General features: G+C 48.4%; 14 protein-coding genes. 4 read left to right on the forward strand and 10 right to left on the reverse strand.

Annotated elements, in window-relative coordinates:
• Positions 1-42: 42 nt before the first annotated feature.
• The 6 genes from LACPH_RS10090 to LACPH_RS10115 form a co-directional block, all read right to left on the reverse strand.
• Positions 43-468 carry a NusG domain II-containing protein gene (locus LACPH_RS10090; protein ID WP_306386825.1) on the reverse strand — a complete coding sequence of 142 codons (426 nt, stop codon included), beginning with the start codon at positions 466-468 and terminating at the stop codon, positions 43-45.
• Positions 469-609: 141 nt separating this feature from the next.
• Complete coding sequence (gene cydC, locus LACPH_RS10095; RefSeq protein ID WP_306386826.1) at positions 610-2,337, reverse strand: thiol reductant ABC exporter subunit CydC; 1,728 nt, start codon at positions 2,335-2,337, stop codon at positions 610-612.
• Positions 2,318-4,060 (reverse strand): thiol reductant ABC exporter subunit CydD, encoded by a 1,743-nt coding sequence (gene cydD, locus LACPH_RS10100; protein ID WP_306386827.1) that lies wholly within the window; start codon positions 4,058-4,060, stop codon positions 2,318-2,320. Before cydD ends, cydC begins: the two co-directional genes overlap by 20 nt.
• The gene (gene cydB, locus LACPH_RS10105) at positions 4,057-5,070 is read right to left on the reverse strand and encodes a cytochrome d ubiquinol oxidase subunit II (protein WP_047106359.1); all 1,014 of its coding nucleotides are present in this window, start codon (positions 5,068-5,070) and stop codon (positions 4,057-4,059) included. Before cydB ends, cydD begins: the two co-directional genes overlap by 4 nt.
• Positions 5,067-6,491: a cytochrome ubiquinol oxidase subunit I gene (locus tag LACPH_RS10110; protein WP_010491892.1), complete on the reverse strand. Its 1,425-nt coding sequence runs from the start codon at positions 6,489-6,491 to the stop codon at positions 5,067-5,069. The genes cydB and LACPH_RS10110 overlap by 4 nt, the downstream gene beginning before the upstream one ends.
• Before the next feature lie 232 nt (positions 6,492-6,723).
• Positions 6,724-8,028, reverse strand: a complete 1,305-nt coding sequence (locus LACPH_RS10115; protein WP_306386828.1) for a pyrimidine-nucleoside phosphorylase — start codon at positions 8,026-8,028, stop codon at positions 6,724-6,726.
• Between the two features lie 106 nt (positions 8,029-8,134).
• Here LACPH_RS10115 and add point away from each other — a divergent pair, with 106 nt between their 5' ends.
• Both add and LACPH_RS10125 read left to right on the forward strand, forming a co-directional pair.
• Entirely contained in the window at positions 8,135-9,154 is a 1,020-nt protein-coding gene (gene add, locus LACPH_RS10120) for an adenosine deaminase (protein WP_306386829.1), read from the forward strand.
• A 185-nt stretch (positions 9,155-9,339) separates the two neighbouring features.
• Positions 9,340-9,576 carry a hypothetical protein gene (locus LACPH_RS10125; RefSeq protein ID WP_010491898.1) on the forward strand — a complete coding sequence of 79 codons (237 nt, stop codon included), beginning with the start codon at positions 9,340-9,342 and terminating at the stop codon, positions 9,574-9,576.
• 2 nt (positions 9,577-9,578) lie between these two features.
• Here the strand turns inward: LACPH_RS10125 and LACPH_RS10130 are convergent, their stop codons facing one another.
• Positions 9,579-10,067: a hypothetical protein gene (locus LACPH_RS10130; protein ID WP_010491900.1), complete on the reverse strand. Its 489-nt coding sequence runs from the start codon at positions 10,065-10,067 to the stop codon at positions 9,579-9,581.
• A gap of 115 nt (positions 10,068-10,182) precedes the next feature.
• Here LACPH_RS10130 and LACPH_RS10135 point away from each other — a divergent pair, with 115 nt between their 5' ends.
• Positions 10,183-10,362 carry a hypothetical protein gene (locus tag LACPH_RS10135; RefSeq protein WP_032958531.1) on the forward strand — a complete coding sequence of 60 codons (180 nt, stop codon included), beginning with the start codon at positions 10,183-10,185 and terminating at the stop codon, positions 10,360-10,362.
• Between the two features lie 131 nt (positions 10,363-10,493).
• On the opposite strand, the gene LACPH_RS10140 is transcribed toward LACPH_RS10135, so the two are convergent.
• The 3 genes from LACPH_RS10140 to LACPH_RS10150 all read right to left on the reverse strand — a co-directional run bounded on the left by LACPH_RS10140 (position 10,494) and on the right by LACPH_RS10150 (position 12,685).
• Positions 10,494-11,414 (reverse strand): DMT family transporter, encoded by a 921-nt coding sequence (locus LACPH_RS10140; protein ID WP_010491905.1) that lies wholly within the window; start codon positions 11,412-11,414, stop codon positions 10,494-10,496.
• A gap of 29 nt (positions 11,415-11,443) precedes the next feature.
• Entirely contained in the window at positions 11,444-12,058 is a 615-nt protein-coding gene (locus LACPH_RS10145) for a DNA-3-methyladenine glycosylase I (RefSeq protein ID WP_306386830.1), read from the reverse strand.
• Between the two features lie 180 nt (positions 12,059-12,238).
• Positions 12,239-12,685: a universal stress protein gene (locus LACPH_RS10150; RefSeq protein ID WP_306386831.1), complete on the reverse strand. Its 447-nt coding sequence runs from the start codon at positions 12,683-12,685 to the stop codon at positions 12,239-12,241.
• 309 nt (positions 12,686-12,994) lie between these two features.
• Here LACPH_RS10150 and LACPH_RS10155 point away from each other — a divergent pair, with 309 nt between their 5' ends.
• Positions 12,995-13,387, forward strand: a complete 393-nt coding sequence (locus tag LACPH_RS10155) for a helix-turn-helix domain-containing protein (RefSeq protein WP_010491911.1) — start codon at positions 12,995-12,997, stop codon at positions 13,385-13,387.
• Positions 13,388-13,439: the final 52 nt, after the last annotated feature.

A 13,439-nucleotide genomic window follows, 5' to 3' on the forward strand; every position in this document is an offset into this window, starting at 1 on the left:
CTGCACCACATTTAGCAGCTTGTAAACGTTTAAGTCAACTGATTAAGGGTGTACCAGTCCGCCATCATCGCCGCTAGTGCCTTTATTCCCTTGCGCCGGCTTGATTTCAATCAGCAATTTATGCGGTAGGCAGATGCTTTGCTGCCCAATTTGGCTAATCCAGCCCGTGTGCACCGCAATCTGATCCGGCGAATTATCTTCCTTGTCGCGAATGCGTGTGCCATCAACTTCGATGACATTGTACTGCCCTTTTGCCGGATACAGCGTAAACTGCTGGTGGCCCGCATGCTCATCCAGCTTAATGCGCCGTTTGACATGGCCATTAATCGAAATAACGGCCACTTTTTGATCCGTATTCACATGCGCTTCGGTCATTGAAAAAATGCCCAGCGGAATGAAGCATGCTATGAATAATAGAACGACAATAACGTAATCCAACGGCCGTACATATTTTTTTAACCAGCGCATTTTGTTTCGCCTCGAATCGGTTTTCAGGTTCTTATTGTACCCGTTAACGACTGAGAATATGCTGAAAACAGCCGTACCCCCAAATCCCGGGATACGGCTGTTTTGTGCTCATAAGTTTAGATGCATTTTTTACTGCTATAATCACCGCAACCCCGCATCCAGCGCATACAGATTCTGATACCGCTGATTCTGTTCCGCCAGATGCTGCGGCGTGTCGTTCATCGTCAACCGGCCATCTTCTAGGAAAACAACGCGATCAGTTTGACTGACACCTTGCAGATGATGGGTGACCCATAGAATGGTCTTTCCTTTTAGAACGGAGAACATCGTATCCAGCAGCGCCTGTTCGGTAATCGGATCCAAGCCAACGGTAGGTTCGTCCAGGAGTACGATCGGTGCATCCTGTAAAAGAATCCGCGCTAACGATAACCGCTGACGCTCACCACCGGAAAAGGCAAAGCCGGCTTCTTCGACACTACTGTCCATACCATTGGGCAGTTGGGCAATGAGCTTGTCCAGCTTGACGGCTTTCAACGCCGCAGCGACTTCTTCATCGCTGGCATTTTCATTGCCCAAACGGACGTTATTAATAATCGACGTGCTGAACAGAAATGGGCTCTGATCCAGCACCGCGAATAGATTCGTGCGATTTTGCTGATAAGTCAGTACGTCCTGCCCGTCAATCAAAACTTGACCGGTTGTCGGTGTTAAGTCACCCAAGACCAGTTGCAACAAGGTCGTTTTCCCCATCCCGCTAGGACCGAGAATCGCCATCTTTTCGCCGGCGTGAACAGTTAAATCGATATCGGTAATCAATTCAGGATCGGTTGGCGTGTAACGGAAGCTGACCTGCTTTAGCTGAATGGTTTTAAAACTAGTCGGTACCGGCTGCTGTTTGGGCAATGCCCGCGTCACTGGGTGCAGATCATTGAGATGCCGGATCGCATCTCGATAAGTCGGCCACTCACCGACGCCCTGGGCAATCCCAGAAAAGGCTTGATCAAGCGGGAAAACAACCAGGACGAAGGCACCAACCCAGTTGGCACTTGCCTGACTGCCAGTCCATTCAAGGTTCGTCCAAATTAGCATACTGATCGTAATCAACACGAACAGTAACTGACCGACAAAGTCCCGTCCCCACTGGAACCGTTTGGATTTTGCGGTCGAGGCAGCCAGCTTTTTCGGTGCTGCCAAGCTTTGATCCAAAAACTCCTGACCGCGATGGGTGATGACCCAATCGGATAGGCCAAGCACCGAGTCTGTCAGTGATACATAGGCATCATGGTTCAGCTGCTTTTGCTCAGCCTTGCGGAAGCGTTCAACCACTAGCCCCCACCAAGGAAGAATCAGGATCTGGAACAGCAATAACAAGCAGATCCATAACGCAAAGCCCCAGTTGAACCAGCCCAATAGTAACGTGGCAATCACTGTTAAGCCAGCGCCAACCACGGTCGGAAAAATCATCCGCAAATAGAGGTTCTGAATGTGGCCGATGTCATCTGCCAGTAATCCCAAAATATCACCGGTCTGGTGGTGTTCCGAGACAAATGCCGCATCGGTTTCCAGTACTTTGTATAACTTGCGCCGCATATGGCTGGTAATCCGCAACACCCAGTTGTGACTGGTTAAACGTTCAACATATTGGAAGACCGGGCGCCCAACCCCAAAGGCACGGGTCAGGACAACAGTCACATAAATCGCCGCAAATAACGGTTTGGTAGCACTTTTATCAATCAAAAAGCCTGAGGTGAACATTAACGCGCCGGCAAACACGAACGTCATGACCCCAAGAACCAGCGACCAAAACAGCAGCCACCGGTAGCGTTTTAGATCAGGCCGGACCCAGTGTTCATTTTTCCACCAATGCATTGAATTCACCTCGCATTTCGTGTACAAGTGCCTGATATGGCTTAGAGTGGGCTGCTAACTCGCTCGGTGTTCCTTCAGCAACGATCCGTCCGCCATCAACCACAATCACGCGATCCATTTGGTTGAGCCAGTGCAGTCGGTGCGTGGCGAAGATGACCAGCCGGTTTTTAAAAAGCGGCACCAGTGTCTCTTTCAGCTCGGCTTCGGTTTCAATATCCAAATGGGCAGTCGGCTCGTCAAATAGCCAAATCGACCGGTTGGTATCAACCAATGTCCGCGCCAACGCAATTCGCTGGGCCTGGCCGCCAGAGATTCCCCGGCCACCTTCACCGATGCGGGTCGCATAACCATCCGGCAGCGTTTCGATCCAGTGACTCAAACCTGCCGCCGCTGCTGCTTGCCGAACTTCGTCATCTGAAGCACTCGGCCGATAAAAGCGAATGTTAGCCGCAATGGTATCCGCAAATAAATACGGATCCTGAGGAATATAACTCAAATGATCCTGCCAGGCAGCCTGCGTCAAATGCGGCACCTTGGTTCCTCGGACGGTGATCGTTGCGGATTGCGGTTGCAAAAAGCCGCCAATCAAATTTAACAATGTCGACTTACCTGAGCCGCTGGCACCAATGATAGCCACTTTTTCCGGACCATTGAATTGCAGATTGGCGTCCTGAATCCCTGCGCGTTTATCGTTGTACGTGAAATCAAGATGCTGCATGCTCAAAGTATCTTGATCCTGCCAGCCATCAAACGCCGGCAGCACCTTAGTATCAGTCGGCAACGGCTGGTCGATTACTTTCCAGATCGCGGCCATCGCATTTTTACCGTTTAACGTTGCGTGGTAATCCGTGCCAAAATCGCGAATCGGCATGAAATACTCCGGCGCCAGAATCAACGCCACCATCGCTGGGTATAAAGGAATGCCGCCGTCCATCAGCTTGATGCCAAGAAAAACCGCAACAACCGCAATCGATAACGTAGTAAAGAAATCCAACGCGAAAGTGGACAACATGGCAATGCGTAAAACGCCCATGGTCTGCTTCCGGTAATCTTCCGAAACTTCATAAACGTTATTGGCGTACTGGCGGCTAATGCCCATCAATTGCAGCGTTTTGAGTCCCCGCAGCGAATCAATGAAATGGTTGCTCATTTTTTGAAAACCGGCATATTGACTTTCCGACTTGTCACGGGCTGCCAGTCCCAAAATCACCATGAACAAGATGATGATCGGAAACATAATCAGCAGAGTAAAGCCAGTCAACCAATTTTCGTACCAGATATAAGCGACCAAAACCCACGGAATAATGCTCATGTTGAGGATTTTGTTTAAGATCAGTTCAATATAATTTTCGGCTTCGGGAATGCCGTCGAGCGCCATGGTGACCAGATTACCGGTACCTTCTTTTGCCACTGCCGCTGGTCCTAATGCATACAAGTGCTTCAGCAATTGTTCTTGCAACCACGCAGACCCGTTCATGGCAAAGCGGGCACCGATACGATTACGCACCCACACAATGAGCTGCCGCACGGTAAATGCCAGTGCAAACAGCCCCAAAGGCTTCCATAACCCGGCTAAACTTTGACGATTCCAGGAATGGACGATCCCTTCTGCAAGAAACTTCCCTTGCAATAAAATAACAAAAGCTTGCACGAGTGCAAACCCGGCAAGCATTGTCATTGTTTTCTTCATTCCCGATAAGCGCATGAGCGTCTTATCGATCATTCACTAACCGCCCCTTTTGCTTGAATGCGTTTGTGGAAGACAACGTAACTCCAGATGAAGTAGATTAAGGCAATTGGCAACAGGATAACTGCCACGATGGTCATGATCGTCAGGGTCAAGGAGCTGGCACTGGCATCTTTTGCAAGAATGGACATTGCTGCATCCTGCCCGATCATCACACGTGGGAATAAGCCATTGAAGATGACGCCAACGACGCCAACCAATCCAATCGCGCTTCCGACAAAGGAAAGCACTTCATTATCCTTCAATACCCCGATATGGGCAGCGACAGTTGAGCCGACAATCACAACCAAAATCAGCAACGTGCTGATAGGACGCTCCTTGAAGAAGTCGGTCATGAAGAATAGCAGAACTGCGAATACAACTTCACCGGCATATAGCAGATAATACAGCTTGCTATTCCAATCGCGCGCACGCTTGCGTAAATCGCCGGTTGTCTTCAGGCGAATGAAGTTCAACCCGTGCATCAGCATCATCAATGTAACCGCGACGCCACCAACGATGGTCAGAAGATTAATCTGATTGCCCAACGTCGGATAAACATCGCCAGCCTTAGTAATTGGTAGCGGCTGGATAATCGCAGTGAAAATCATCCCTAAGACAAACGGCGGAATCAAGCTGCCGCAAGCCAACGCCCAGCGCCAGATATTGCGACCGGTTTTGGTCTCGGCGTGTGCCGCAAATTCAAAGGACACACCACGAACAATCAGCCCGAACAAAACGATGAAGAACATGATGTAAAAGCCGGAGAACAAGCTTGCGTACCACATTGGATAAGAAGCAAACATCGCACCGCCAGCGGTGATCAGCCAAACTTCATTACCATCCCAATGCGGCCCGATCGTTGCCACCAGCTGATCTTCTTCGCTCGTGTTGCGAGCTAACAGCTTGGTTGACATGCCAACGCCAAAATCGAAGCCTTCAAGTACGAAGAAACCGCTGAACAGGACGAACAATAAAAAGAACCATAAAATCTGTAACCAGCTCATTTTGCGAACGCCTCCTTAGCTAACGGATCGCTGTTGACCCCATAATCGGTGTTCAAATCGCCTTCTGGTCCTTTCTTCAAGACACGGTGTGAATAATAAATCATGACACCGCCGAGTAAGGTGAAGATCAGGAAGTAGCAAATGTTGGTGAACAGCAATTGACCGGCTGTCGTGGTTGGCGAAACCGCATCTGCGATCGTGTACAATCCGTAAACAACCCACGGATAACGGCCTAACTCAGTGATAAACCAGCCAGCCGTGTTAATGATGAATGGCAGCCATAGTGCAAAGCCGAGAATGTATAGCAGCCAACGTTGATTTAACAACGTATCCTTCTTCTTGCGACCGAACCAAAGACCTAAGACACCAAGCAGGAACAGCAGAACACCGCCACCGGCCATGACCCGGAAGCTCCAGAACAAGGTCTTAACCGGTACATAGTAGTCTTTATCTTTACCATACTTAGCTTGAAGTTCTTTGTTAGCCGTCTCCATGCCTTTAACCGAACCGTTCATCTTGTGGTAGGAAAGCAGGCTCAACAAATATGGCACTTCAATATTGCCACTTGTCGTGTGATCTTTGGTATTGATTAACTCAACCAACGTCCACGGCGCCGGATCACTGGTATCTTTGTAAATCCCTTCGGTAGCCGCAAACTTCATTGGCTGATCTTTGATAATGAATTGCGTCTGCAAGTCACCAAAGCCAATCGCGCACGCAGAAGCGATGGTGCCGACAACCAAACCGACTTTAAGTGACTTCTTGTAAAAGTCGACCTGATCCTTCTTCAGTAACCGCCAAGCAGCCATGCCGGCAACGGCAAACCCGGCTGTGGTAAAGGCACCAAAGATAACATGCGGAAATTCAACCCACAACTGCGGATTGGTGATCACGGCACCAAAGTCAACCAACTTGACGCGACCCGTGGTTTGACTGATCGCAAAGCCGGTTGGGTGCTGCATAAAGGCATTCGCTGAAAGAATCCAGATTGCCGATAACGTGGTGCCTAACCAAGTCATCCAAATAAAGATAGCATGTACAGCTGGCTTGAAGCGATCCCAGGTGAACATCCACAAACCGATGAACGTCGATTCCATAAAGAATGCCAACAAGGCTTCAATCGCCAGTGGCACCCCGAAGATGTCCCCCATGAATCGTGAATAGTTCGACCAATTCATGCCGAACTGAAATTCTTGAATAATGCCGGTAACGACCCCTACGGCAAAGCTGAGCAAGAAGATCTTGCCCCAGAACTTGGCCATCTTCTTATATGTCTCATTCTTTTTGCGCACATATAGCGTTTCCATAATGGCGGTCACAAGGCCCATACCAATGGAAAACGGTACGAAAAAGAAATGGAAAACGGTCGTCATCGCAAACTGAAAACGTGCAAGCGATAATACGTCCATTGCCATTAGCATATGTTTCTCCTCCTTCAATAGATTCATTACAATCTAAGTATACCCCGATATTTATTTTTTAAAAACCAAAAACCCAAAAAACAAGATGGAAATCATGCTTCTCACATTTTTTCAAATCACAAGGGTGTTATGATATTGGCCGACACGCCCGTCCGCAAACGCTTCCCAGACGTTCTGTTTTCTATCTTTTTCACGACTGTAGAAATAATCCATCTGTTTGTGAAAATAAATGTCACGGGCGAATAATTTCATGAATGAGCGGTGACTTTTTCGGCGCTGAGGGGCCAATGTGATAGGCTTTTTGGACTAGTCCAACAATATCGGCGACATCTTTCGTATCCGCATGCAACATCACAAGCGTATCGCCTTTCGACACCGGTGTTCCCAGTTTCTTGTGCAAAACCAATCCGACTGCCAAATTCAAGACATCATCTTTTTTGGCCCGGCCACCACCGAGCTGCATCGCTGCCAGGCCAAGCGTATTGGTGTCAATTTGATCGACAACGCCGCTTTGATCTGCAGTCACGGGAATCCGATACTTGGCTTGCGGTAATTTTCGCGGATCGTCAACGACAGCGGGATCGCCGCCTTGTGCTTGAATTAATTGCTTAAACGCAGTCAAAGCGCGCCCATCCCGCAAAGCGTCTTCGGCTAAACCGCTGGCAATTTCCAAACTGGGAGCCTTGCCGCCCAGTACCAGCATTTGCGCTGCTAAAGCGACGGTCAGAGCATGCACGTCTCGTGGCCCCCGATTCTTCAGCACCGCAATGGACTCGGCAATTTCCAGACTATTGCCGATCGTAATACCCAGAGGCTGATTCATGTCGGTCAGCAACGCGACGCTTTTAACGCCGGCGGTCTGACTGATGCTGACCAAAGCCTTGGCTAAGGCGCGCGCATCTTTGATGGTTTTCATGAACGCGCCATTGCCGACTTTGACATCGAAGACCAAGGCATTAGTGCCACTGGCCAGTTTTTTGCTCATAATGGAGCCGGCAATAAGTGGTATCGATTCCACAGTGCCGGTCACATCACGCACTGCATAAATCCGACGGTCCGCTGGCGCAACTTCGCGACTGGCGCTGACAATCGCTTCGTGAATTGTTCGCACCTGCTTTTTGAATTGTGCTTCAGACTCATTCACGTTGAAACCGGGAATGCTTTCGAGTTTATCCAGCGTCCCGCCTGTATGGCCAAGCCCGCGACCGGAAATCATCGGCACGGGAACCCCTAAGCAGGCCACCAACGGCGCTAGTGGAATACTGATCTTGTCACCCACGCCCCCAGTGCTATGTTTGTCGACTTTAATGCCAGGAATGTCGCTTAAATCAAGCACGTCACCGGAATGTAGCATTGCAAACGCAAAATGGTTGCGTTCGGCATCCGTCATGCCATTGAAGTAAACCGCCATCAAAAAGGCACTCATCTGATAGTCAGGAATGCTGCCAGCGGTATATTGTTCAATCATCCAGGTCAGCTCTTCATTCGTTAGCTCACCTCGATCGCGTTTCTTCGTGATCAAATCGACCATGCGCATCTTTTATCACCCTTACCTTTAATTCGGTTCCTATAACTATTGTAACGCGTTAGCTGCTGCCTATGTTAAACTCAAGTCATTCTAGGCTTTAACAAAGGAGAAACCGATGGACTTCGACACGCTACATGCTTTAGGTAAAACGGAACTGCACTGCCATCTTGACGGCTCATTATCGCTAAGCTGCATTCGCCAACTCGCCAAAATGATCAATCGCCCTTTGCCGGCCTCCGATGACACCTTGCGCCAACTCGTTCAGGCGCCGGCCGATTCTGAAAATCTGGCTGATTATCTCAAAACTTTTGACTTTGTTGCCCCACTGCTCCAGACCAAAAAAGCTTTACAATTGGCGGCTTTCGATGTTGTCGCCCAGGCGGCGGAAGAAAATGTTCGGTATATCGAAATCAGATTTGCCCCAGCGTTCTCAATCAGCGGCGGCTTGTCTTTAAGTGAAGCAACCGAGGCTGTCATCGAAGGTCTGCACCAGGCCATGACCAAGTTCGACATTGTTGCTAAAGCGCTCGTCTGTGGCATGCGCCAGTTGCCCAATGCTGATAATCAAGCCATGTTTCGTGCCAATGCTGCGCTGCTAGGTAACGGGTTGGTCGGCGGCGATTTTGCCGGCAACGAGGCTGATTTTCCCACCAGCGTGTGCGCTCCTGCGATCAAAACTGCGCAAGCGCTCGGCGTTCCATTAACTTTTCACGCCGGCGAATGTCACTGTCCGCAAAATATTGCCGAAGCTATCTTCCTTGGCATTCCGCGAATTGGTCACGCCACTGCCTGCTTCGATCAACCAGACCTCATTCAAAAGATTGTCCAGACCCATACCACGATCGAACTGTGCCTGACCAGCAACCTGCAAACCAAAGCTGCCCGGTCGCTAGATAAGTTCCCGTATCAAGCGCTCAAAGCTGCCGGTGCTGCTATCACCATCAACACCGACAACCGCACTGTTTCCAATACGACTCTGACCCACGAGTACGAGCTGTATCAAACCTACTTTAAAACCACCGCTGCAGACTTCTTGGCCTTCAATTTAAACGGCATTAACGCCGCGTTCATTTCCGAACCGGCCAAGCAAACATTGCGCAATCGGTTGCAGCAGGATTATGCGGCTTTTCTGTAGGTTGATAGGCATTTGGGTTAAGACCGCAAACTCCGCCAGTCTGTTCCTTAAAGCCTTTAACCATTACTTAAGGGAAAAGCCACAACTTCATCATCAATTTTCCCCAGATTCATCCCGGTTGATTCGTGATATCACCACATGGTCTGGTTATGCTGGTTTTATCAACAAATGAAAGGATGATTCTTATGTTGATTAACCAAACTGACTTTATTGCAACCCAGTTGCAGCAAATTGTTTACCCTAACATTAACGCCATCACTGAAACCGGCGTTCCCATTACGATTACAACGAATAAAAAACAGCGCGACGACCCTGCATTTTGGCAAAGCATCAGCGCTATTTTAAGAGCCCATCTCTGGGTTCCGGTTTCGAAAAAATATCATGAGTTAACCGACCATGACTGGCTGGCAACGCCTGCGTAGTCTTAAGACTGGTGGTTAGCGAATGCGGTGGCTGCCAGCACAAGTGTGAGAACGGCGTCTGGGGATAAGGCCTTGCTGACCGTCTCGATGTGCCCGCTGGTTGCTACTGCTCCGATGACCTCCAGCCCATACTTCACGATATTGAGATCCCGCTGAGGAGCATAACCACCATCGAAAACCGGTTCGTGGTTATATGTAAAATTCAGTTGATCATCTTTAATGGAGCCATCAACGTGATTGACCATAATGCGATCGTGAGTAGCCGTCAGGGGTGCCTGATCGTCTGGTAGATTCAATTTGTGATCTGACTCAGTTGTGTAATAGTCGGTCTGTTTCATGTGCAGGTATTTCTCAGCCGGCTTTTTGAGCACTTTCAAATAATCCACAATGGCATATACCTTCGTGGGATCCAGTTGGGTGGTTTTGGCCATCAGCTCATCGTTATGCGCTTCAAGCCAGTCTGCTAAATTACTGATACTAAACTGATCCATACTGTGCCTCCATCTTCATTGCTGATTCATACGCCAGTATAGCATGGACGCGCCATCTAATGTAGGTGATTGTCATAAACCTGTGACATTTCAAGTTATATAATGGAGTCGGGAGATGAGCACGATGCTAAGCAATCAAAAACCGTATCCGATCATTGATTATTTAGGCCGCCCTATCCGACTGCAATTATTTGTCACGTACCGATTACGCATAAAAAATGGCTATATCCTGGCATTACGTCGTAACCAACACCAACAGGCACTGCCGAATCTCCTAGTCAAACACGCAAGTTAAAGTTGTCGACTGGCGATATCGATTCGTCCAATCGCCTTCAGATCAAACGACCCTAGAGGCAAAACAAGTCTCTAGGGTCGTTTACGTTTTAGCCGCTGTTGATCACCAACTGACTCTCAAACCAAAATAGTTCATTCATCGGGTCGTTTTTCCAGCTTAGGTCCACGTGGTGTCACAATTGCCATCATGGCAACTGTCAAAATAATCAGCACCCCGCCCAGCACTTCGGCAAACCCTAGATGCATATGCAGGAAGGCTACCGATACAAGTGTTGCGCCCAACGGCTCGAACGCATCCAGTAAGGTTGCTGCTGTTGGCGAAATAAACTGTAGGCTGGCAAGGTACACCGAATAAGCGATAATCGTTCCGAAAATCACAATAAACCAGTAACCGGCCCAGCCAGCGGCATCAAGATGCGGTATTTGTTTCCAAAAGGGATCAAACGCATCAACCAGGAATCCGCCCAACAATTGCGCCCAGGCTGTCACCACAATTGGTGAGTGCCGTTTTAAAAGTCCTGCCGGCAATAACGTATACGCGGCTGCAGCCAAGGCGGCCATGATGCCCCAAAAGAAAGCTGACGGGGAAATCGCCAAATGTGTCAGCCGGCCTTTAGTCACAACTAGTGCTGTCCCCAGCATAGCCATGCCAATCGTCAGTAAATCAATCCGACGCGGTTTTTCCCGCAATCGAAGTGCAAGAAAAACCAAGACCACGACCGGTGAAAGATACTGTAAAATCGTCGCGGTTGCGGCATTCGCCACGGCAACGGCCTTAAAATAAATATACTGCATGCCGATCATGCCAAATAACACAAAAATAATCAGCTGCAACGCATCACGCCGATTGCGCCACGGTGCCATGATGGCCGACCGATCTTTCCAAAAGGCCACCGCCATCAACACAACACCGGCAATCAGCATTTTCGAGCTAATTAACCAAGACACCTTGATGCCTTTATCAAACAGGGACTCGCTTACCGGGCCGGAAATGCCCCAGAAGCTTGACCCCATAATGGCCAGAAAAATCCCCCACAAGCGGATGCGTTTCAACGCCCTTGCCCCTTCTTGCGCTGATTGGATCAGTCTTCCATAACAACATGATCGTCAATTAATCCTGCGCCTTGCAAATAATTATACACGATTACTGGGCCGACGAAGGCAAAGCCGTGTTTTTTCATATCTTTGGCAATTTTCACCGACAGTGCGCTCTTAGTCGGTATCTCCGCCAGTGATTTCGGACGGTTAACCAACGGCTTGCCGTCAACAAAGCCCCACAAATAATCATTTAAGCTGCCATACTCGGCCTGAATTTTTAAAATAGCGCGGGCATTGGTAATCGTCGCCTCGATTTTCATGCGGTTACGAATGATATCGGCACGTTTTAACAATACGTCAACATCTGGCTCATCCATCGCTGCCACTTGTTTAATATCAAAATGATGGAAAGCATCATTGAAGGCAGCCCGCTTGCGTAACACGAGTTCCCAGTTTAACCCTGCCTGAAAAATTTCCAACGATAACAACTCAAATAGTTTTTGATCATCGTGAACCGGCACGCCCCATTCATGATCATGATAAGCGCGTAATTCCGGTGACATTTTGGCAACCCAATCCGTATAGCGTTTGCGTTCCTGGTAGCGGCGCAACGCTGCTTCCGTCTTGGCCTGTGCCGTCCGATCGCTTGTATCTGCCATTTCAATGACCTCCAAATCTTTGCTGGTTGGTTATAGATACATTACGCCGTGATCTTAAAGAATGCCAGCAGTCGTCCTCGGGTTATTAGATTTATTTGTAACGCTTTCCGAAATATGATGTGCATCAAAAAAGGCAAGAACCGGCGATGTAATATCACCGATTCTTACCTGACAAAAAGCTTATTTAGTTTTAACGATCAGCACATCGCATGGTGCGGTGCGGTTAACGTATTCGGTTACCGAACCAACCAGCACTCGCTCAACTGCATTCAATCCGGTTGCGCCAATGACGATTAGATCGTTGTGGTGGTCGTGTGGAAAGTCGGTGGCGATGACCGTCTTGGGATTACCAAAACGAATATGGATATCAATGTCGGTTAATCCCGTACTCTTGGCTTGTTCCTTCAAATTCTCTAAGTATTCCTGCGCATCTTGCGTCAGCTGATAAACCGCATCACCGGATATCATACCGCCATAGCTGCCAATAAACTGCTTGGTGTCAAGCACATTCAAAACATCCAAGTGGGCTTGATTGGCCATCGCAACTTTAACAGCCTTACTGAAAGCTAACTCGGCTTCCTTTGACCCATCTACGAGTACAAGTAAGCGATCATATTCTTGGTCCATTCCGCTCACATCCTAACTTTCTTATTAACTTAAGCATAGAACGGTGAGGAAACGAATACAAGAAATAAATTTGGTCTTAACATGGTAATCGATCACCATACCATGTAAAATATACATCAGTACCAACCTTGAGGCGTCAACGTGGCAGGTCAAAGAACCGTCAATCAAAATTTATTTAAATATATTTTGATTTTGCGGTTCAATGATTGATTTAATACGTAATGATGCTATATTATAGTGAGTAAGCTTGTATTCTTAATTTTTAAGAATTCGGCGTCACACAAGAAAAAAAGAAGCGTGGTGAAATTTATGATTACAAATGGTGTTGGCAGTGTCTTGCGGCAAATCCGTAAGAGTCGTGGCGAATCAATTGTTGAAGTTGCCAAGGCAACGCACACGTCCCCTGCAAGTTTTACCAAGTGGGAGAACGATCAGACAATTCCAAGCGAACGCAGCATTCGAAAGCTTGCTGAATACTATGATGTCGATCCGCTTGATTTGTTAGGCGTTGCATATCCTGACAAGTACGCGAAACAAAAAGAGCAGGAAAAAGCAGCTGCAGAGGGTTCGACCATTCGGATTGAAGATCTGATCGGTAATAATTCCGTTTTGACCTACAATGGTTCCCCGCTTAGTTCCGGAACCAAGTCCCTTGTGGCAGCCTTCATTACCGGTTTAATTATTTCTCAACCGGAAGAATAGTTGCTTTGCGTTACACTAGGAGTCGTCTGCGGGCGGCTCTTTTTATCTAGTC

This window comes from Lacticaseibacillus parahuelsenbergensis, assembly GCF_030770265.1.
Classification (GTDB): Bacteria; Bacillota; Bacilli; order Lactobacillales; family Lactobacillaceae; genus Lacticaseibacillus; species Lacticaseibacillus casei.

Excerpts from the sequence above, each read along its gene's own strand:
- cydC (WP_306386826.1), bottom strand. The coding sequence starts at position 2,337 with ATGCATTGGTGGAAAAATGAACACTGGGTCCGGCCTGATCTAAAACGC.
- LACPH_RS10135 (WP_032958531.1), top strand. The coding sequence starts at position 10,183 with ATGAGCACGATGCTAAGCAATCAAAAACCGTATCCGATCATTGATTAT.
- LACPH_RS10155 (WP_010491911.1), top strand. The coding sequence starts at position 12,995 with ATGATTACAAATGGTGTTGGCAGTGTCTTGCGGCAAATCCGTAAGAGT.
- cydB (WP_047106359.1), bottom strand. The coding sequence starts at position 5,070 with ATGAGCTGGTTACAGATTTTATGGTTCTTTTTATTGTTCGTCCTGTTC.
- LACPH_RS10090 (WP_306386825.1), bottom strand. The coding sequence starts at position 468 with ATGCGCTGGTTAAAAAAATATGTACGGCCGTTGGATTACGTTATTGTC.
- add (WP_306386829.1), top strand. The coding sequence starts at position 8,135 with ATGGACTTCGACACGCTACATGCTTTAGGTAAAACGGAACTGCACTGC.
- LACPH_RS10130 (WP_010491900.1), bottom strand. The coding sequence starts at position 10,067 with ATGGATCAGTTTAGTATCAGTAATTTAGCAGACTGGCTTGAAGCGCAT.
- cydD (WP_306386827.1), bottom strand. The coding sequence starts at position 4,060 with ATGATCGATAAGACGCTCATGCGCTTATCGGGAATGAAGAAAACAATG.
- LACPH_RS10150 (WP_306386831.1), bottom strand. The coding sequence starts at position 12,685 with ATGGACCAAGAATATGATCGCTTACTTGTACTCGTAGATGGGTCAAAG.
- LACPH_RS10145 (WP_306386830.1), bottom strand. The coding sequence starts at position 12,058 with ATGGCAGATACAAGCGATCGGACGGCACAGGCCAAGACGGAAGCAGCG.
- LACPH_RS10125 (WP_010491898.1), top strand. The coding sequence starts at position 9,340 with ATGTTGATTAACCAAACTGACTTTATTGCAACCCAGTTGCAGCAAATT.
- LACPH_RS10110 (WP_010491892.1), bottom strand. The coding sequence starts at position 6,491 with ATGCTAATGGCAATGGACGTATTATCGCTTGCACGTTTTCAGTTTGCG.
- LACPH_RS10115 (WP_306386828.1), bottom strand. The coding sequence starts at position 8,028 with ATGCGCATGGTCGATTTGATCACGAAGAAACGCGATCGAGGTGAGCTA.